19 protein-coding genes and 1 pseudogene are annotated in these 16,863 nt (G+C 68.4%); 10 read left to right on the top strand and 10 right to left on the bottom strand.

Annotated elements, in window-relative coordinates; all coding sequences use genetic code 11:
* Nucleotides 1–58 precede the first annotated feature (58 nt).
* The 5 genes and pseudogenes from ttcA to EZ313_RS11825 all read left to right on the top strand — a co-directional run.
* Nucleotides 59–976 carry a tRNA 2-thiocytidine(32) synthetase TtcA gene (ttcA, locus tag EZ313_RS11845; RefSeq protein ID WP_135263341.1) on the top strand — a complete coding sequence of 306 codons (918 nt, stop codon included), beginning with the start codon at nt 59–61 and terminating at the stop codon, nt 974–976.
* A gap of 25 nt (nt 977–1,001) precedes the next feature.
* The gene (locus tag EZ313_RS11840; RefSeq protein ID WP_135263340.1) at nt 1,002–1,709 is read left to right on the top strand and encodes a DUF4136 domain-containing protein; all 708 of its coding nucleotides are present in this window, start codon (nt 1,002–1,004) and stop codon (nt 1,707–1,709) included.
* A gap of 56 nt (nt 1,710–1,765) precedes the next feature.
* Nucleotides 1,766–2,413 (top strand): histidine phosphatase family protein, encoded by a 648-nt coding sequence (locus EZ313_RS11835; protein ID WP_135263339.1) that lies wholly within the window; start codon nt 1,766–1,768, stop codon nt 2,411–2,413.
* Entirely contained in the window at nt 2,385–3,578 is a 1,194-nt protein-coding gene (locus EZ313_RS11830; protein WP_135263338.1) for a DSD1 family PLP-dependent enzyme, read from the top strand. The genes EZ313_RS11835 and EZ313_RS11830 overlap by 29 nt, the downstream gene beginning before the upstream one ends.
* A gap of 67 nt (nt 3,579–3,645) precedes the next feature.
* Nucleotides 3,646–4,776, top strand: a pseudogene (locus tag EZ313_RS11825) (sterol desaturase family protein); the annotation flags it as partial.
* Between the two features lie 78 nt (nt 4,777–4,854).
* Here EZ313_RS11825 and ruvB read toward each other — a convergent pair.
* Both ruvB and ruvA read right to left on the bottom strand, forming a co-directional pair.
* Nucleotides 4,855–5,913: a Holliday junction branch migration DNA helicase RuvB gene (ruvB, locus tag EZ313_RS11820; RefSeq protein ID WP_135263336.1), complete on the bottom strand. Its 1,059-nt coding sequence runs from the start codon at nt 5,911–5,913 to the stop codon at nt 4,855–4,857.
* A 7-nt stretch (nt 5,914–5,920) separates the two neighbouring features.
* Nucleotides 5,921–6,502, bottom strand: coding sequence for a Holliday junction branch migration protein RuvA (gene ruvA / locus EZ313_RS11815; protein WP_135263335.1), 582 nt, complete (start codon nt 6,500–6,502; stop codon nt 5,921–5,923).
* A gap of 50 nt (nt 6,503–6,552) precedes the next feature.
* Here ruvA and EZ313_RS11810 point away from each other — a divergent pair, with 50 nt between their 5' ends.
* Together EZ313_RS11810 and ybeY are read left to right on the top strand one after the other, a co-directional pair.
* Nucleotides 6,553–7,500: a PhoH family protein gene (locus tag EZ313_RS11810; protein WP_135263334.1), complete on the top strand. Its 948-nt coding sequence runs from the start codon at nt 6,553–6,555 to the stop codon at nt 7,498–7,500.
* Nucleotides 7,487–7,939 carry an rRNA maturation RNase YbeY gene (gene ybeY, locus EZ313_RS11805; RefSeq protein ID WP_135263333.1) on the top strand — a complete coding sequence of 151 codons (453 nt, stop codon included), beginning with the start codon at nt 7,487–7,489 and terminating at the stop codon, nt 7,937–7,939. Before EZ313_RS11810 ends, ybeY begins: the two co-directional genes overlap by 14 nt.
* Before the next feature lie 11 nt (nt 7,940–7,950).
* Here ybeY and dtd read toward each other — a convergent pair whose 3' ends face one another.
* Genes dtd through tyrS form a run of 3 tightly spaced genes read right to left on the bottom strand, consistent with a single transcriptional unit; the run spans nt 7,951 to nt 10,526 of the window.
* On the bottom strand, nt 7,951–8,391 hold the full coding sequence (dtd, locus tag EZ313_RS11800; RefSeq protein ID WP_135263332.1) for a D-aminoacyl-tRNA deacylase: 441 nt from the start codon (nt 8,389–8,391) through the stop codon (nt 7,951–7,953).
* Entirely contained in the window at nt 8,388–9,305 is a 918-nt protein-coding gene (locus EZ313_RS11795; RefSeq protein ID WP_135263331.1) for a cation diffusion facilitator family transporter, read from the bottom strand. The genes dtd and EZ313_RS11795 overlap by 4 nt, the downstream gene beginning before the upstream one ends.
* A gap of 42 nt (nt 9,306–9,347) precedes the next feature.
* On the bottom strand, nt 9,348–10,526 hold the full coding sequence (gene tyrS / locus EZ313_RS11790; protein ID WP_135263653.1) for a tyrosine--tRNA ligase: 1,179 nt from the start codon (nt 10,524–10,526) through the stop codon (nt 9,348–9,350).
* 215 nt (nt 10,527–10,741) lie between these two features.
* On the opposite strand from tyrS, the gene EZ313_RS11785 reads away from it, so the two are divergent.
* Nucleotides 10,742–12,100 carry a M23 family metallopeptidase gene (locus EZ313_RS11785; RefSeq protein WP_240788593.1) on the top strand — a complete coding sequence of 453 codons (1,359 nt, stop codon included), beginning with the start codon at nt 10,742–10,744 and terminating at the stop codon, nt 12,098–12,100.
* Nucleotides 12,101–12,125: 25 nt separating this feature from the next.
* Nucleotides 12,126–13,232 (top strand): anhydro-N-acetylmuramic acid kinase, encoded by a 1,107-nt coding sequence (locus EZ313_RS11780; RefSeq protein ID WP_135263330.1) that lies wholly within the window; start codon nt 12,126–12,128, stop codon nt 13,230–13,232.
* Nucleotides 13,233–13,235: 3 nt separating this feature from the next.
* Here EZ313_RS11780 and erpA read toward each other — a convergent pair whose 3' ends face one another.
* The 5 genes from erpA to rplM form a co-directional block, all read right to left on the bottom strand.
* The gene (gene erpA / locus EZ313_RS11775) at nt 13,236–13,601 is read right to left on the bottom strand and encodes an iron-sulfur cluster insertion protein ErpA (protein ID WP_135263329.1); all 366 of its coding nucleotides are present in this window, start codon (nt 13,599–13,601) and stop codon (nt 13,236–13,238) included.
* A gap of 58 nt (nt 13,602–13,659) precedes the next feature.
* Entirely contained in the window at nt 13,660–14,052 is a 393-nt protein-coding gene (locus tag EZ313_RS11770; protein WP_135263328.1) for a bactofilin family protein, read from the bottom strand.
* Between the two features lie 28 nt (nt 14,053–14,080).
* Nucleotides 14,081–14,794 (bottom strand): DUF6776 family protein, encoded by a 714-nt coding sequence (locus EZ313_RS11765; RefSeq protein WP_135263327.1) that lies wholly within the window; start codon nt 14,792–14,794, stop codon nt 14,081–14,083.
* An 80-nt stretch (nt 14,795–14,874) separates the two neighbouring features.
* Nucleotides 14,875–15,267 (bottom strand): 30S ribosomal protein S9, encoded by a 393-nt coding sequence (rpsI, locus tag EZ313_RS11760; RefSeq protein ID WP_135263326.1) that lies wholly within the window; start codon nt 15,265–15,267, stop codon nt 14,875–14,877.
* Between the two features lie 11 nt (nt 15,268–15,278).
* Complete coding sequence (rplM, locus tag EZ313_RS11755; RefSeq protein ID WP_135263325.1) at nt 15,279–15,707, bottom strand: 50S ribosomal protein L13; 429 nt, start codon at nt 15,705–15,707, stop codon at nt 15,279–15,281.
* Between the two features lie 240 nt (nt 15,708–15,947).
* On the opposite strand from rplM, the gene EZ313_RS11750 reads away from it, so the two are divergent.
* Nucleotides 15,948–16,859 (top strand): 23S rRNA (adenine(2030)-N(6))-methyltransferase RlmJ, encoded by a 912-nt coding sequence (locus EZ313_RS11750; protein WP_135263324.1) that lies wholly within the window; start codon nt 15,948–15,950, stop codon nt 16,857–16,859.
* Nucleotides 16,860–16,863 lie beyond the last annotated feature (4 nt).

Here is a 16,863-nt window from a genome sequence, read left to right as displayed (position 1 = left end):
ACTATCGCCCAAGCCGGGCCCGCCGTGCTGTGGCCTCGTCTGAGACAATCGAAGCACCATGTCCGCTGTCTGGATCGAAGCCGAACCCGCCCCCGCCCGCGCGTTGAAGATCGAGCGCGAGGCGCACAAGCTCGAAAAGCGCCTGTGCCGCCTGGTCGGCCAGGCCATCGGCGACTACTCGATGATCCGGGAGGGCGACAAGGTGATGGTGTGCCTGTCCGGCGGCAAGGACAGCTACTCGCTTCTGGACATCCTGCTCAAGCTGCGCCAGCGCGCGCCGGTGTCGTTCGACATCGTGGCGGTCAACCTCGACCAGAAGCAGCCCGGCTTCCCGGAGCATGTGCTGCCCGACTACCTCAAGGCCCTGGGCATCCCGTTCCACATCGAGGAGCAGGACACCTATTCGATCGTCAAGGACAAGATCCCCGAGGGCAAGACCATGTGCAGCCTGTGCTCGCGGCTGCGGCGCGGCATCCTGTACCGCGTGGCCGATGAGCTGGGCGCCACAAAGATTGCGCTGGGGCATCACCGCGACGACATGCTGCAGACGTTCTTCCTGAACATGTTCTTCGGCGGCAAGTTGAAGGGCATGCCGCCCAAGCTGGTGAGCGACGACGGCAAGCACGTCGTCATCCGCCCCCTCGCCTACGTGCCGGAAAAGGACCTGGTGCGTTGGGCCGAACACCGGCAGTTCCCGATCATCCCGTGCACCCTGTGCGGCAGCCAGGAGAACCTGCAGCGCAAGCAGGTCGGCGCGATGCTGCGCGAATGGGCGAAGAAGCACCCGGGCCGCCTGGAGAACATGGCCAACGCGTTACAGAACGTTGTGCCTTCCCACCTGGCGGACGGAACGCTCTACGATTTCAGGGGTCTGACCGCCACGGGCGTGGCGAGCGAAGACGGCGACAAGGCTTTCGATGCGGAGGACTTCGGTACGCCGCCGGTCTTGCCGGGCCTGTCGGTCGTCAAGCTCTGATCCACCTGTCGACTCCGGTCCCCACATGAAGCGCTCCTTCCTGCGCTCCGTCGCCCTCGCCGCGTTGGCGGCGATCGCGCTCGTGCTGTCGGGCTGTTCCGGCCGTTACCTGCTGGAGAACAACGTGCAGTCGTTCTCCGGCATCCCGCAGCTGCCGACCAATCCCACCTACACCTTCGAGCGCCTGCCTTCGCAGGCCAACCAGCCCGCGCAAACCCAGCTCGAGGCGCTGGCGGATCCAGCACTGTTCCGGGCCGGCTTGCGCCGCGACGACGGCGCCCCGCGCTATGCCGTTCAGGTGTCGGCCCGCGTGCTGCGCGTGCTGTCCCCCTGGGCCGATCCGTACGATCCGTGGGGCTGGGGCTGGGGTGGCTGGGGGCCCGGCTTCCACCGTGGGCGGCATATCGGCCTGGGCATGGGTTGGGGCGGGCCGTTCTGGCCGCGCTCGGAGCAGCCGTGGTACCAGCGCGAGGTGGGCGTGATCGTGCGGGACAAGTCGACCAACCAGATCGTGTACGAAAGCCGCGCCGCGAGCGACGGTCCCTGGCTCGACAACAGCGTCGTCCTGCCCGCGATGTTCGATGCGGCCCTGCAGGGCTTTCCCAATCCGCCGCAGGGCGTGCGCCGCGTGAACATCCAGATCGGCGGCGAAACCAAGCAGGCCGCCGCGCCCGCGGCCGCGCAACCCGCGCCAACACCCGCAGCGGCGCCCGCTGCCGCGCCCACCCGTTAACTTTTGGCTACTGCGGCGGCGTGGCAGGCTGAGGTCGCCTGCCTAGAATGCGCCGCATGGAAGCCACTCGCATCATCGCCGTCAGGCACGGCGAAACGTCCTGGAACGTCGATGCGAGGATCCAGGGGCAGACCGACATCGCGCTGAACGACACCGGCCGCTGGCAGGCGCGGCGTGTCGGCGAAGCGCTCGCGACGGAGCCCATCAGCGCCGTCTACACCAGCGACCTGGAACGAGCCCACGAAACCGCCCGCTCGATCGGGGAAGTCAGCGGCAAGGAAGTCATCCCGCACGAGGGCCTGCGCGAGCGCTCCTTCGGCATGTTCGAAGGCAAGACCTTCGACGAGATCCACCAGACCTGGCCCGAGCACGCGCAGAACTGGCGAAAGCGCATCCCGGACTGGCAGCCACCCGAAGGCGGCGAGTCTCTGCTGGAACTGCGCGAGCGGGTGCTGCGCACGTTGCATGAGCTCGCGGCCAGGCACCCGGGCGAGCAGATCGTGGTGGTGGCGCATGGCGGCGTGCTGGACGCGCTCTACCGCATCGCCACGCGGCAGGAGGTGAACGCGCCGCGCACGTGGGAGCTGCCCAACGGCGCCATCAACCGCCTGCTGTGGACGCCGGAAGGCTTCACCCTCGTCGGCTGGTCCGACACCCAGCACCTCGACGAAGCGAATGCCCCGGCCGACGAAACCTCCGCTTGACGAACACCTGACGCAGCTGGCCGGCCAGCCCGTCGCCGCGATCGACACGCCCGCGCTGGTCGTCGACCTCGACGCCATGCAGCGCAACCTCGGCCGCATGGCCGAGTTCGCCCGGAAGCACGGCATCCGCTGGCGGCCGCACGCCAAGATGCACAAGTGCTCCGAGATCGCCCGGCTGCAGCTCGAGGCCGGCGCGGTGGGCGTCTGCGTGCAGAAGACGGCCGAGGCCGAGGCCATGGCCGCCGGCGGCGTGAACGACATCTACATCAGCAATGAGGTGATCGCGCCGCAGAAGCTCGCGCGGGTGGCGCAGCTGGCCTGCAGACTCGTCGACGCGGGCGGCCGGCTCACCATCGCAGTGGACAGCCGCGAAGGCGTGGCCCGGCTGGCGCAGGCGATGGACGATGCGCGCCGCGCCACGGGCGGGTCCGCCGTCATCGACGTATTCGTCGAGATCGACGTCGGCCAGGGCCGCTGCGGCGTGCCACCCGGCCGGGCTGCGTTGGAGCTGGTGCACGAGATCCGCAAGCACCCTGCCCTGCGCTTTGCCGGGCTGCAGGCCTATCACGGGCGCGCGCAGCACCTGCGGTCGCCCCAGGAGCGGCGCGACGCCATCGAGCAGGCGGCGCGCGACGCGGCGCTTACCCGCAAGCTGATCGAGGACGAGGGCATCCAGGTCGCCCTGATCACCGGCGCAGGCACCGGCACGATGGTGTGCGAGGCCGCCAGCGGCGTGTACGGCGAGCTGCAGGCCGGCTCCTTTCTTTTCATGGACGCGGACTATGCGCGCAACGAGCGCGACCCGGCGCAGCCGCAGTTCGAGCACGCGCTGTTCGTCAAGACGCAGGTGATCAGCGCGGGCGCCCGGCATGCCGTGTGCGACGCGGGACACAAGAGCCATGCGATCGACTCCGGCCTGCCCACCGTTCACAGCGTCGACGGGGACGACCCGCTGGAGTTCGGCAACGGCGGCGACGAGCACGGCATCCTGCGCCCCGCCGCGGGGGGTCGAGTGCCGGAGATCGGCCGCATCCTCTGGCTCATCCCGGGCCACTGCGACCCCACGGTCAACCTGCACGACCACCTGGTCGGCGTGAAGGGCGGGCTGCGCACCGGCACGGTCGACCGCATCCTGCGCGTGGATGCTCGCGGCGCGCTGACCTGAGTCAGGCCGCGCCATCCGGGTTGCACCGAAGCGCCCGCCTGCCGTCCGAACCGGACAATGCAGGGCCATGTCGCCCACCCAGGTCATCGTCCTCGCCACACCGGTCTTCCTGGCGCTCATCGCCGCGGAATTCGCCTGGGGCTGGGCGAAGGGCCGCAACACCTACCGCCTGAACGACGCGATCAGCAGCATCGGTCTGGGCATGCTCAGCCAGCTGACGGCGGTCTTCACGAACCTGTTCCGCTTCGGCGTCTACACCGCGGTCTACGGCTGGGTCGCGCTCTGGCACAACGAAGCGTTCTGGATGTCGTGGTACGGCTGGCTGCTCGCGCTGCTGTTCTACGACTTCTGCTACTACTGGCTGCACCGCGCGGGGCACGAATGCGCCGTCTTCTGGGCGGCGCACGTGGTCCATCACCAGAGCCAGGACTACAACCTGTCCACCGCGCTGCGGCAGACGTCCACCGACGCCCTGTTCGGCTGGATCTTCTACCTGCCGATGGCCATCGCCGGCGTACCGCCGCTGGTGTTCGGCGTCGTGGCGCTGGTCGACCTGCTGTACCAGTTCTGGGTCCACACCGAGCACGTGCCCAGGCTGGGCTGGTTCGACCGCTGGTTCTGCTCGCCTTCCAACCACCGCGTGCACCACGCCGTGAACGACCGCTACCTCGATCGCAACTACGGCGGCGTGCTCGTGGTCTGGGACCGGCTGTTCGGGAGCTTCCAGGAAGAGGAGAAGAAGTGCGTCTACGGCACGCGAAGCCCGCTCAACAGCTGGGACCCGCTCTGGTCGAACGCCGAGGTGTACTGGGCGCTCGCGCGCGACAGCTGGCACGCGCAGCGCTGGTCCGACAAGCTGCGCGTGTGGTTCAAGCCGCCGGGATGGCGGCCGCCCGACGTGGCGGCGCGGTTCCCGAAGCCGCCGTTCGACATCGCGCGCGTCGAACGATTCCATCCGCCGATGACGAAGGCGGTCGCCCTTTTCGGTGCGCTGCAGTTCATCGCGCTGCTCGCCGGCGTGGCGGCGTTCCTCTGGCATGCGGACGGCATGCCGCTGTCGGTCAGTTCCGTCTGGCTGGCGGTGCTCGCCGCCGCGCTGTGGGCGGTGGGCGCGGTGATGCAAGGCCGCATCGGCATCCTGCACGTGTTGCTGATCGAACTGCTGGCACTCGCCGCCGCGGCCACCGTGCTCGGCCTTTAGCGGTATTGCTCCCTCTCCCCCTGGGAGAGGGCTGGGGTGAGGGCACGCGCGGACGCCGAGCCCTCGCGGTGTTGATCACCCCCCGAACAGCTCCCCATCACTCCGAGGCGGCGCGACCCCCAAATGCCGGAAAGCCGCCAGCGTCGCCACCCGTCCCCGCGGCGTGCGCTGCAGATAACCCTGCTGGATCAGATACGGCTCGATCACATCCTCGATGGTGTCGCGCTCCTCGCCGATCGAGGCCGCGATGTTGTCCAGGCCCACCGGGCCCCCGTCGAAGCGGTGGATCACCGCCTCCAGCAGCTTGCGGTCCATCACGTCGAACCCTTGCGGGTCCACGTCGAGCATGGCCAGCGCCTTGTGCGCGATGTCCTGCGTGATGCGGCCGGAGCCTTTCACGTCGGCGTAGTCGCGCACGCGGCGCAGCAGGCGGTTGGCGATTCGGGGCGTGCCGCGCGAGCGGCGGGCGATCTCGGCCGAGCCCTCGTCGTCGATCGGCGCTTGCAGCAGCGCGGCGCTGCGCCGGACGATGCGCGTGAGTTCTTCCGCCGTGTAGAACTCCAGCCGCGCGACGATTCCGAAGCGGTCGCGCAGCGGGTTCGTGAGCATGCCGGCGCGCGTGGTGGCGCCGACGAGCGTGAAGGGCTGCAGGTCCAGCTTGATCGAGCGCGCGGCGGGGCCCTCGCCGATCATGATGTCGATCTGGTAGTCCTCCAGCGCGGGGTAGAGGATCTCCTCGACCACCGGCGACAGGCGGTGGATCTCGTCGATGAAGAGCACGTCGTTCTTCTCGAGATTGGTGAGCAGCGCCGCCAGGTCCTTGGGCTTTTCCAGCACCGGGCCGGAGGTCTGGCGCAGGTTCACGCCGAGTTCGTGCGCGATGATGTGCGACAGGGTCGTCTTGCCGAGGCCCGGCGGGCCGAACAGGAGGACGTGGTCCAGCGCCTCGCCGCGTTTCTTCGCCGCGCCGATGAAGATCTCCAGCTGCTCGCGCGTGCGGGCCTGGCCGACGTACTCGGTCAGCAGCTTGGGCCGAAGGGCCCGCTCGATGGCTTCCTCGTTGGGCGACGCGGGCGCCGCCGACACCACGCGCTGCGGCGGCGGCAGGCCGAAGTCGTCGGTCTTGATCGTCATCGGGTGCTCACCGCGCCAGCGCCTTGAGCGCCAGCTTGATGCCTTCGCTCACGCCCACGTCCGGCGGCAGCGCCTTGACGGCGGCCTGCGCTTCCTTGTCGCTGTAGCCCAGGGCCACCAGGGCCTGCAGGATGTCGGTCTGGGAATCGCTCGCGGGCGACGCGGCGCCGGCGGGCGCGCCGAGGTCGGCGCCGATCTTGCCCTTGAGTTCCAGCAGCAGCCTCTCGGCGGTCTTCTTGCCGATGCCGGGCACCTTGACCAGGCGGCTAGCGTCCTGCGCGGTGACCGCCTGCCCGATCTCGGCGACGCTCATGCCACTGAGCACCGACAACGCGGTGCGCGGCCCCACGCCGGAGATGCGGATCAGCTGGCGGAACGCCTCGCGTTCGCCGGCGCTGCCGAAACCGAACAGCACCTGCGCGTCCTCGCGCACGACGAAGTGCGTGAGCAGCGACACGCGCTCGCCCACGCCCGGAAGGTTGTAGAAGGTGCTCATGGGAACGTCCACCTCGTAGCCGACGCCCTGGCAATCCACCAGCACCTGCGGCGGGTTCTTGTCGGCCAGCGTTCCGTTCAATCTGCCTATCATTCCCGGTCCCGGCCCTCGCGGGCCCTCCTTGAGCTCCACGGATTATCAGCTTGATCCTGCGCCACGCCTTCACGCCGCCCAACAACACCCGCCTGGCGCACCTGTGCGGCCCCACCGACGAACACCTGCGAACCCTGGAAACCGCGCTGCAGGTGAAGATCACCCGGCGACAGGAGCAGTTCAAGGTGGAAGGCGCGAAGGCCAGGGCGCAGCGCGCGATGGACGTCTTGCAGGCCCTGTACGAGATCGCACAGCGACCCATCTCGCCCGACAAGGTGCAGCTGATGGTGGCCGGCGAGCAGGCGATGGACGAGGACGAGGAAGGCGCGCTGGTGCTGCACACGCGCCGCACCGACCTGAAGGCGCGCACGCCCAACCAGAGCGTGTACCTTGACAACATCGCCAGCCACGACATCACGTTCGGCATCGGCCCGGCCGGCACCGGCAAGACCTACCTGGCCGTGGCCTGCGCGGTCGACGCGCTGGAGCGCAGCAGCGTGCAGCGCATCGTGCTCACGCGGCCCGCGGTCGAAGCGGGCGAGAAGCTGGGGTTCCTGCCCGGCGACCTCACGCAGAAGGTCGACCCATACCTGCGGCCGCTTTACGACGCGCTCTACGACCTGATGGGATTCGACCGGGTCACCAAGGCTTTCGAGCGCAACGCGCTGGAGATCGCGCCGCTCGCCTTCATGCGCGGCCGCACGCTGAACAACGCCTTCGTCATCCTCGATGAGGCCCAGAACACCACGCCGGAGCAGATGAAGATGTTCCTGACCCGCATCGGCTTCGGCAGCAAGTGCGTGGTGACGGGCGATATCAGCCAGGTCGACCTGCCCAAGGGCGTGCTGTCCGGCCTGATCGACGCCGAGCGCGTGCTCAAGCGCGTCAAGGGCATCGCCCATACCCGCTTCACCAGCGCCGACGTGGTGCGGCATCCGCTGGTGGCGCGCATCGTGGATGCGTACGACGCGGCCCGCAAGACCGATGCCGCCCGCTGAGCTGCAGCTGGACCTGCAGTTCGGCGAGTTCGCCGGGAGCGCCGCGCACCGCTCGTTGCTGCCGCCGGCAAAGGTGAAGCGCTGGATGGCCATGGCGCTGCGTAGTCCCGCGGAGATCGCCGTGCGCATCGTCGGCGAAGCCGAAGGGCGTGCGCTCAATCGCCAGTACCGGGGGAAGGACTACGCCACCAACGTGCTGACGTTCGACTACACGCGCGAGCCGGTGGTCAGCGCCGACCTGGTGCTGTGCGCGCCGGTGGTCGAGCGCGAGGCACGTGAGCAGGACAAGCCGCTGGTGGCGCATTACGCGCATCTGCTGGTGCATGGGACGTTGCATGCGCAGGGGTATGACCATGAGACGAGTGAGCGCGATGCGATGGAGATGGAGGCGCTGGAAGTCCTCCTGATGGGCGCGCTCGGTTTCCCGAATCCGTACTGAGACTCCCTCCATCAGCGCACGTAAACCGGGATCGTCACCGGCCCGTCGTTGACCAGGTGCACCTTCATATCCGCCGCGAACTCCCCCGTCTGCACGATCGGATGCGCCTCGCGCGCCTTCGCGACGAAGTAGTCGTACAGCCGCCGCCCTACTTCCGGCGGCGCGGCATTCCCGAAGCTGGGACGATTGCCGCCCGAAGTGTCCGCCGCCAGCGTGAACTGGCTGACCACCAGCAGACCGCCGCCCGTGTCCTGCACGCTGCGGTTCATCTTGCCCTGCTCGTCGGGGAAGATCCGCAGCTTCAGCAACTTGGCCAGCAGCTTGTCGGCCTTCGCTTCAGCGTCACCGCGCTCGGCGCAGACCAGCAGCAGCAACCCGGGCCCGATCTCGCCGACGGTGCGGCCGTCGATCACCACCTTCGCCTGGCTCACTCGCTGCACCAGCCCGATCAAATCAGGTCCTCCTCATCCTCGAAATGCGCTTCCACGTCGCTGGGCAGGAGCTGGATGGTCGCCCGCAGGCCCGGGACGGCGCTCATCAGCGCCTGCTCGACCGAAGCCCGCACGGCGGCCGCCCGCCGCAGCGTCCAGTGCGCGGGCATGTGCATGTGCAGGTCGACGAAGCGGCGGCTGCCCGAGCGGCGCGTGGTGATGTGGTCGAAGCGGATGGCCGGATGCTCGAAGCCCTTGAGCACTCTCGCGATCTCGGCCTGCACGCTGCGCTCGACCCGCTTGTCCATCAGGCCCTGGGACGATCGCCACACCAGGTTGGCGCCCTCGCGCAGGATGTTCAGCGCGACCGCCACCGCCACGGCCGGGTCCAGCCACAGCCAGCCCGTCAACGCGACCAGTCCGACCCCCACGACCACCCCGGCCGAAGTCCACACGTCGGTCAGCAGGTGGCGGGCGTCGCCCTCCACCGCCATCGAACGGTGCCGCGCGGCCGACTTCAGCATCGCCCAGGCCAGCGCCGCGATCACGACCGAGCTCAGCACCGACAGCGCCAGGCCCAGCCCGAGCTGCTCCAGCGGCTGCGGCTCGAAAAAGCGCGGGATCGCCGTCCAGAGAATGGCCACGGCCGCGACCATGATCGCAAGCCCCTCGAACGCGGAGGAGAAGTACTCGGCCTTGTGGTGGCCATAGGGATGGTCCGCGTCGGCGGGCCGCCGCGCCACCCGCACCATCAACAGGGCGAAGGCGGCGCTTGCCAGGTTGACCAGCGATTCCATCGCGTCCGACAGCAGGCCGACCGAGCCCGTGAACCACCAGGCCAGCGTCTTGAGCGCGATGGTCAGCGCCGCGACGGCGACCGAGACCTTCAGCCAGGTCTGCGGCGGGATCGCGCTGGCGCGCTCGGCGAGGCTCATGCGCGCGATTGTGTGACAGCGGCGGTCCGGCGCGCCGACGCGTCAGGCCAGCGTCACACGGGCGAACTTGCGCTTGCCGACCTGCAGCACGTAGGTGCCGGCAGCGAGCTTCAGCCCCTTGTCGCTGATGGTCGAAGCGTCCACCCGCACACCCCCGCCGTCGATCAGGCGGTTGGCCTCGCTGGTGGAGGGCGCCAGGCCGGCCTGCTTGAGCAGCGCGCCGATGACCAGCGGCGCGCCCGACAAGGAGAGCTCCGGGATGTCGTCGGGGATGCCGCCCTTGCTGCGGTTGACGAAATCCTGCTCGGCGGCGTCGGCCGCGGCCGCGTCGTGGAAGCGGGCGGTGATCTCCTTGGCCAGCATCACCTTGGCGTCACGCGGGTTGCGGCCCTGCTGCACCTCGCGCTGGAGGGCGGCGATCCGGGCTTCGGAGCGGAAGCTCAGCAGCGTGTACCAGCGCCACATCAGCGTGTCGGAGATCGACATCACCTTGGCGAACATGGTGTTGGCGTCCTCGGTGATGCCGATGTAGTTGTTCTTGCTCTTGCTCATCTTCTCGACGCCGTCGAGGCCCTCGAGCAGGGGCATGGTCAGGATGCACTGCGGCTCCTGCCCGTATTCCTGCTGCAGGTGCCGCCCCATCAGCAGGTTGAATTTCTGGTCGGTGCCGCCGAGCTCCAGGTCGCTCTTCAATGCCACCGAGTCGTAGCCCTGCATGAGGGGGTAGAGGAACTCGTGGATGGAGATCGAGTTGCCGGCCTTGTAGCGCTCGTGGAAGTCGTTGCGCTCCATCATCCGCGCCACCGTGTACCTGGCCGCGAGCTGGATCATGCCGCGCGCGCCCAGCGGGTCGCTCCACTCGCTGTTGTAGCGAAGCTCGGTGCGGCCCGGGTCGAGGATCTTGTAGGCCTGGGCGCGGTAGGTTTCGGCGTTGGCCTGGATCTGCTCGCGCGTGAGCGGCGGGCGGGTGGTGTTGCGGCCGGACGGGTCGCCGATCATCGAGGTGAAGTCACCGATGAGGAAGATCACCGTGTGCCCGAGGTCCTGCAGCTGGCGCATCTTGTTGAGCACGACCGTGTGGCCGACGTGGATGTCCGGCGCGGTAGGGTCAAGCCCGAGTTTGATACGGAGTGGAACGCCCGTCGCCTCCGAGCGGGCCAGCTTGCGCTGCCATTCCTCACGCGGGATGAGCTCATCGCATCCCCGCAGCGACACCGCCATGGCTTCCTGCACGGCATCGCTCACTGGATGAGCATCAGTTACAAGCTGTTGATTCGTCACGGTAATTTACTGATTCGACCGGTTGTCACCGTTCTATACTGCGCCCACTTTCGTGGCCGGGTTGATTCTAAAGACGCCCATCAGAGGCATCCCCGCCACCGCCCGAGGGGGGCAACCTGCCGGCGCTGCCGCGGGCCCAGCAACGAGGACCTGAGGTGAAGAAAAACACGTTGACGATCGCGGCAGAACGGGCTCTGTCCATTGCCGCCGGAGTGCTGGAGCAGCATCCGCGCAAGCTCACGGCGTTGCTCGCCGCGATCCTTCTGGGCGGCGGCGGAGGCGCGTTCGCCGTTGCTTCCTTCGGCCCGGATGCTTCCGCCCTGCCGGTGCGTGAAGTGCTGGAGACGGTGCAACCCGCCTCGCTGTCCGAGCAGGCCGAAGCGCTGGACGCCCATGTCTTCAATCTCTATCGCTCCGACGTCGTCCGTCCGACGGACACGGTCGAGTCGCTGCTCGCGCGCCTGGGCGTCAACGACGCGGAAGCCGCCGCCTACCTGCGGCAGGACGCCACCGTTCGCACCCAGTTGCTCGGTCGCCCCGGCCGCACGGTGCGCGCCGAAGCCACCGAGCAGCATGGCCTGGCGGGGTTGACGGCCCGCTGGGTGAACGACGATTCCGGCCAGTTCCGACGCCTCGTCGTCCAGCGTCAGGCCGACGGCCGCTTCGCCACGCGCATGGAATCCGCGCCGCTGGCGCCCTCGGTGCGACTGGGCAGCGGCACCATCCGCAGCTCGCTCTTCGCGGCGGTCGACGAATCGCACATCCCCGACGAGATCGCGGTGCAGGTGGCCGACATCTTCTCCGCCGACATCGACTTCCACCGCGGCCTGCGCAAGGGCGATCGCTTCAGCGTCGTCTACGAAGCGCTGGAGGCGGACGGCGAGCCGCTGCGCACCGGTCGCGTGCTGTCGGTCGAGTTCGTCAACAACGGCAAGACGCTGCACGCCGTCTGGTTCCAGGAGGCGGGCAGCAAGGGCGGCTACTACACCTTCGACGGCAAGAGCCTGACGAGCTCCTATCTGGCGTCGCCGATGGAGTTCTCGCGCGTGACGAGCGGCTTCGCGATGCGCTTCCATCCGGTCCTGCAGCGCTGGCGTGCCCACCTGGGCGTGGACTATGGCGCGCCCAGCGGCACCCCGGTGCGCACCGTGGGTGACGGCATCGTCGAATTCGCCGGCGTGCAGAACGGCTTCGGCAACGTCGTGATCGTGAAGCACAACAACAGCGACCAGACCCTGTACGCGCACCTCAGCCGCATCGACGTGCGGCTCGGGCAGGCGGTTTCGCAGGGCCAGCGTGTCGGGGCCGTCGGCGCCACGGGCTGGGCGACGGGTCCGCACCTGCACTTCGAGTTCCGCGTCAACGGCGCGCACCAGGACCCGGTGCAGGTGGCTAGGCGCCACCAGAACGTGCAACTCACCGCCGCCTCGCGTCCGTCCTTCGAGCGCCTGGCGCGCTCGATGCGGGCGCAGCTCTCCGCCGCCGCGCTGGCCACCGTCGCCAGCGCCGAGTGATCGGCCGCTGGGCAGGCCCCACCGGATGTCCGAACGCTACATCGGCCTCATGTCGGGCACTTCGCTCGACGGGGTCGACGGCGTGCTGGCGGACTTCTCTGATGGACTGCGGGTGCTCGGGCATGCGAGCGCCCCGTTTGATCCACGCCTGAAGTCGGAGCTGTTGGCGCTCAACCAGTCCGGACCTGACGAAATCCATCGCGCCCAGCTCGCGGGCAATGCGCTGATGAAAGTCTATGCCGGCGTCGTCCACCAGCTGCTCGCAACGTCCGGCGTTGCCCTCGCTGACGTGCGCGCGATCGGCGCCCATGGACAGACCGTGCGGCACCGGCCGCAGGAGTTCGACGGCCCCGGCTACACCGTGCAGCTTTGCCAGCCCGCCCTGCTCGCGGAGCTGACCGGCATCGACGTGGTGGCCGATTTCCGCAGCCGCGATGTCGCTGCGGGCGGGCAAGGCGCGCCGCTGGCGCCCTTCTTCCACCGAGCGCTGTTCGGCCGCGCGGGCGAAACGATCGGCGTGCTCAACATCGGCGGGATCTCCAATCTCTCGCTGCTGCGGGCCGACGGTTCGATGCTGGGTTTCGACTGCGGGCCCGGCAATGGCCTGATGGACGCCTGGTGCCAGCGGCACCTGGGCCGGCCCTACGACGCGGAGGGCGCCTGGGCGGCCGGCGCGGTGCCGGACCAGAAGCTGCTGCAGACGCTGCTGGCCGAGCCCTTCTTCGCCAAGGCCCCGCCCAAGAGCACCGGCCGCGATCTCTTCAACGAGCCCTGGCTGCAGCAACGCCTGGCGAAGTTCGCGAGCCTGCCGCCGCAGCAGGTCCAGGCCACGCTGGCCGAACTCACCGCCCGCGCCTGCAGCGACAACGTGATGCGCCACGAACCGAAACTGGCGCGCCTGATCGTCTGCGGCGGCGGCGCGCTCAACACGCACCTGATGCGCCGCCTGCAGGCCCTGTTGCCGGGGACGCAGGTGGTGTCCAGCGCCGATGCCGGCCTGCCGCCGCTGCAGGTGGAAGCCGCCGCCTTCGCGTGGCTGGCCCGCAAGGCGGTGCGGCGCGAACCGCTGGATCTCAAAAGCACCACGGGCGCCCGAGGCGCCCGTGTGCTGGGGGGAATCTGGCCGGCCTGAGCGTCAGACGCTGAAGCTGGAACCGCAGCCGCAGGTGGTGCTGGCGTTCGGGTTCTTGATCACGAACTGCGCGCCCTGCAGGTCTTCCTTGTAGTCGATCTCGGCGCCGACCAGGTACTGGTAGCTCATCGCATCGATCAGCAGCGAGACGCCGTTCTTCGTCATCACGGTGTCGTCGTCGTTGGCGATCTCGTCGAACGTGAAGCCGTACTGGAACCCGGAGCAGCCGCCACCCTGCACGAAAACGCGCAGCTTCAGGTCCGGGTTGCCTTCCTCGGCGATGAGGTCGGCCACCTTCGCCGCGGCGCTGTCGGTGAAGACCAGCGGGGCGGGCATTTCGGTCTGGATGGTTTGGGCTGCGGCGCTCATGGGCTATTCCTCTACAAGAGGGGAAATGGTAGGGCAAAAGCCTCGGGAATTCAGGCTCTCAGTTGTTTGCCGCCAGCTTCAGTAAGGGCTTTTCCTCGCTCACGGGCAGCGGCTTCAACTGTCCGGAGATGACGGCGCCCTGGTGCATCTCAAGGGACCGGTAGGACACGTCGCCTTCGATGCAGGCCTTCGGCTGCAGCTCGAGCAGCTCGGTGGCGAAGATCGGGCCGCGTACGGTGCCGTTGACGATGACGTGGTCGGCGTGGATCTCGCCCTGCACCACGGCAGCTTCGGAGATCACGAGCATGCTCGGCTCTTCCGTCAACGCGCGGACGTCGCCCACCACCTCGCCGTCGACCCGCAGGCCTTCGGTGAACTTCAGGTTGCCTTCGACCCGGGTGCCGTGGGCGATGAGGCTCTTGATGGGCGGCTGGGCCTTCTTGCCGAACATTGCGTGAACTCCTCCGTGGTGTCTTGTCTCAAGCGCCGAGCTTGATGCTCTGCACTGCTCGGGTGGCGGACCCTTCCACCACCTTCGCCGACACGTTTTGTACCACGGCCTGTTCAGGCAGATCGACCATTCCCTCCAGGCGGCGGAATTGGCGGAATCGAAGGTCGTGCGGGCTGTCCGGGAGGTCCATCGTCCAGGGCTTGCCGGCGAGGGTGCCGGCGACGGTGACGTGCAGCTTGCCCTTGAATTCGCTCGCGTGCTTGGCGGGCTGCATGACCAGCACCTGCCAGCGCAACTGCCCGCCGAGCACCTCGGCCTGCAGGCCGCGGATGGCCAGCGACTCGGCGCCGCCAGCGGGCATGAGCTTCTCGAAAAAGCCGAGCTGGTCGCGCAACGCGCGGTTCTCGGCCTCGAGCGTGCGGATCTGAACGGCCAGCCGCTCCTGCGCGGCGCGCTCGGCGGTGATCAGGCTGCCGGATGTGTTGACCGCGGATTGCGCCTTGTCGCGCTCCTGCTTGAGGCGGCCGACCTCGTCACGCAGCGCGACCAGCTCTTCATGGATGCCGCCGTTGTCGAGTCCGGCAAGGTCCTTGCCCTTCTCGAAGGCCCAGAGGGAGATGGCGGCGCAGAATCCCAGGCCGAGGGCGGCACCGGCCCATCGCAGGGGCCAGGGCGTGGCGCTTCGGACCGCGACCTCGGGGGCGCTGATCGTCAACCGGCGGCGTAGCAACTTCCAACGCATGAGCTAGGGGCCGAGCATGCCCTGAAAAGCGACAAAGCCGCAACAAGGAACCTTGTGCGGCTTTGTAACGGGAGGAAAGCTTAGCGCTTGCTGAACTGCTTGCGGCGGCGCGCGGAGTGCAGGCCGACCTTCTTGCGCTCGACCTCGCGCGCGTCGCGAGTGACGAAGCCGGCGGCCGACAGCTGCGGCTTGAGGGCCGCGTCATAGTCGATCAGCGCGCGCGTGATGCCGTGGCGCACCGCCCCGGCCTGGCCGGACTCACCGCCGCCGTGCACGTTGACCATGATGTCGAACGTCTCGGCGTGGTTGGTCAGCAACAGGGGCTGGCGCGCGATCATGATCGACGTCTGGCGGCCGAAGAACTGTTCGATGTCCTTGCCGTTGACCGTGATCTTGCCGCTGCCCTTTTTCAGGAAGACACGGGCCACGCTGCTCTTGCGGCGGCCGGTGCCGTTGTTCCATTCACCAATCATTCCTGGCCTCCTCAGATTTCCAGCGGCTGCGGTTGCTGGGCGGTGTGCGGATGCTCCGCCCCGCCGTACACCTTCAGCTTCTTGATCATGGCGTAGCCCAGGGGCCCCTTGGGCAGCATGCCCTTGACGGCCTTCTCGAGCGCGCGGCCGGGATGCCTGGCCTGCATGTCGCGGAAGTTGGTGGCGTAGATGCCGCCCGGGAAGCCCGAGTGGCGGTAGTACATCTTGTCCAGTTCCTTGGAACCGGTGACGCGCAGCTTGCTGGCGTTGATGACGACGATGTAGTCGCCCGTGTCGACGTGAGGCGTGTAGATGGCCTTGTGCTTGCCGCGCAAACGGAGGGCTGCTTCGCTGGCAACCCGACCGAGCACCTTGTCGGTGGCGTCAATCACAAACCACTCGTGCTTCACGTCAGCGGGTTTGGCGCTGAACGTTTTCATTTGAAGGCTTTCGAGAAAGTGGCTTGAAGGGCCCTTTTCCACGGTCGGTGTTCCTCTGCCGGGAACCTCTTAGGTGGGAGTACCGGAAGGGCGATTTCGGCGCCCGTCGCACGCGGTCAGGCCGTGTGCGACTTCCGATTTCCGCCGCGGGGCCGCTTGGCGCTGCGGAAAGCCTGTGATTCTACGATAAATCAAGGACTTACCACAAGGCCGGGCAGGGGCGGCGGGTACGATAACGGGATGTTCAGTTACCGCCACGGCTTCCACGCCGGCAACCACGCCGACGTCTTCAAGCATGTGGCGCTCGTGTCCATCCTGCGGCACCTCACGGTGAAGGAGACGGCGCTCTGGGTGATCGACACCCACGCAGGCGCCGGTCTGTACCGCCTGGACAGCGACTACGCGGGCACCTCGGGCGAGGCCGCCCACGGCGTGCTGCGCCTGGCCGAAGTGGCCGGCACGCAGAACACGATCGACGGCCAGCCGCTGGCCCCGGCGATCGCCGACTACCTAGAGCTCGTGCGCGGCTTCAACCGCGAAGGCCAGCTGCGCATCTACCCCGGCTCACCCTTCCTCGCACAGCGCCTGCTGCGCGAGCAAACGCGCGACAAGCTCAAGCTTTTCGAGCTGCATCCGAGCGACAGCAAGGCCTTGGCCGGCCACGTGGCGCAACTGGGCGCGGGCCGGCAGGTCACGATGGACCGCGCCGACGGCTTCGAGGCGCTCAAGGCGCTGCTGCCGCCGCCGTCGCGCCGCGCGCTGGTCCTCATGGACCCGAGCTACGAGATCAAGAGCGACTACGGCAAGGTCGTCGCCTCGCTGAAGGACAGCCTGCAGCGATTCGCCACCGGCACCTACGCGATCTGGTACCCCGTGATCCCGCGGCCCGAAGCCCACGAGCTGCCGCGGCGCCTCAAGACCGTGGCCCAGCAGGCGCGCAAGCCCTGGCTGCACGCGAGCCTGGCGATCGGCCAGGAAGACGAGCCGCATGTAGCCGGCGAGCCGCACCGGCCGGGCCTGCTGGCCAGCGGCCTGTTCGTGCTGAACCCGCCCCACACGCTCAAGCCGGCCCTGCAGGCGGCGCTGCCGCAATTGCTGCAAGCGCTCGGCCGCGGACGCGGCAAGGGGCAGGTGCTGGAATCCGGCGCCTGAAGCG

It is taken from the genome of Ramlibacter henchirensis, from assembly GCF_004682015.1.
Classification (GTDB): Bacteria; Pseudomonadota; Gammaproteobacteria; order Burkholderiales; family Burkholderiaceae_C; genus Ramlibacter; species Ramlibacter henchirensis.
Note: the sequence above shows the minus strand (reverse complement) of the source record. Positions and strands in the feature narration are given on the sequence as shown.

What these genes read in the sequence shown, in the direction of transcription:
- ttcA (WP_135263341.1), top strand. Translation starts at nt 59, where the DNA reads ATGTCCGCTGTCTGGATCGAAGCCGAACCCGCCCCCGCCCGCGCGTTG.
- EZ313_RS11840 (WP_135263340.1), top strand. Translation starts at nt 1,002, where the DNA reads ATGAAGCGCTCCTTCCTGCGCTCCGTCGCCCTCGCCGCGTTGGCGGCG.
- EZ313_RS11835 (WP_135263339.1), top strand. Translation starts at nt 1,766, where the DNA reads ATGGAAGCCACTCGCATCATCGCCGTCAGGCACGGCGAAACGTCCTGG.
- EZ313_RS11830 (WP_135263338.1), top strand. Translation starts at nt 2,385, where the DNA reads ATGCCCCGGCCGACGAAACCTCCGCTTGACGAACACCTGACGCAGCTG.
- ruvB (WP_135263336.1), bottom strand. Translation starts at nt 5,913, where the DNA reads ATGACGATCAAGACCGACGACTTCGGCCTGCCGCCGCCGCAGCGCGTG.
- ruvA (WP_135263335.1), bottom strand. Translation starts at nt 6,502, where the DNA reads ATGATAGGCAGATTGAACGGAACGCTGGCCGACAAGAACCCGCCGCAG.
- ybeY (WP_135263333.1), top strand. Translation starts at nt 7,487, where the DNA reads ATGCCGCCCGCTGAGCTGCAGCTGGACCTGCAGTTCGGCGAGTTCGCC.
- EZ313_RS11795 (WP_135263331.1), bottom strand. Translation starts at nt 9,305, where the DNA reads ATGAGCCTCGCCGAGCGCGCCAGCGCGATCCCGCCGCAGACCTGGCTG.
- tyrS (WP_135263653.1), bottom strand. Translation starts at nt 10,526, where the DNA reads ATGGCGGTGTCGCTGCGGGGATGCGATGAGCTCATCCCGCGTGAGGAA.
- EZ313_RS11780 (WP_135263330.1), top strand. Translation starts at nt 12,126, where the DNA reads ATGTCCGAACGCTACATCGGCCTCATGTCGGGCACTTCGCTCGACGGG.
- erpA (WP_135263329.1), bottom strand. Translation starts at nt 13,601, where the DNA reads ATGAGCGCCGCAGCCCAAACCATCCAGACCGAAATGCCCGCCCCGCTG.
- EZ313_RS11770 (WP_135263328.1), bottom strand. Translation starts at nt 14,052, where the DNA reads ATGTTCGGCAAGAAGGCCCAGCCGCCCATCAAGAGCCTCATCGCCCAC.
- EZ313_RS11765 (WP_135263327.1), bottom strand. Translation starts at nt 14,794, where the DNA reads ATGCGTTGGAAGTTGCTACGCCGCCGGTTGACGATCAGCGCCCCCGAG.
- rpsI (WP_135263326.1), bottom strand. Translation starts at nt 15,267, where the DNA reads ATGATTGGTGAATGGAACAACGGCACCGGCCGCCGCAAGAGCAGCGTG.
- rplM (WP_135263325.1), bottom strand. Translation starts at nt 15,707, where the DNA reads ATGAAAACGTTCAGCGCCAAACCCGCTGACGTGAAGCACGAGTGGTTT.
- EZ313_RS11750 (WP_135263324.1), top strand. Translation starts at nt 15,948, where the DNA reads ATGTTCAGTTACCGCCACGGCTTCCACGCCGGCAACCACGCCGACGTC.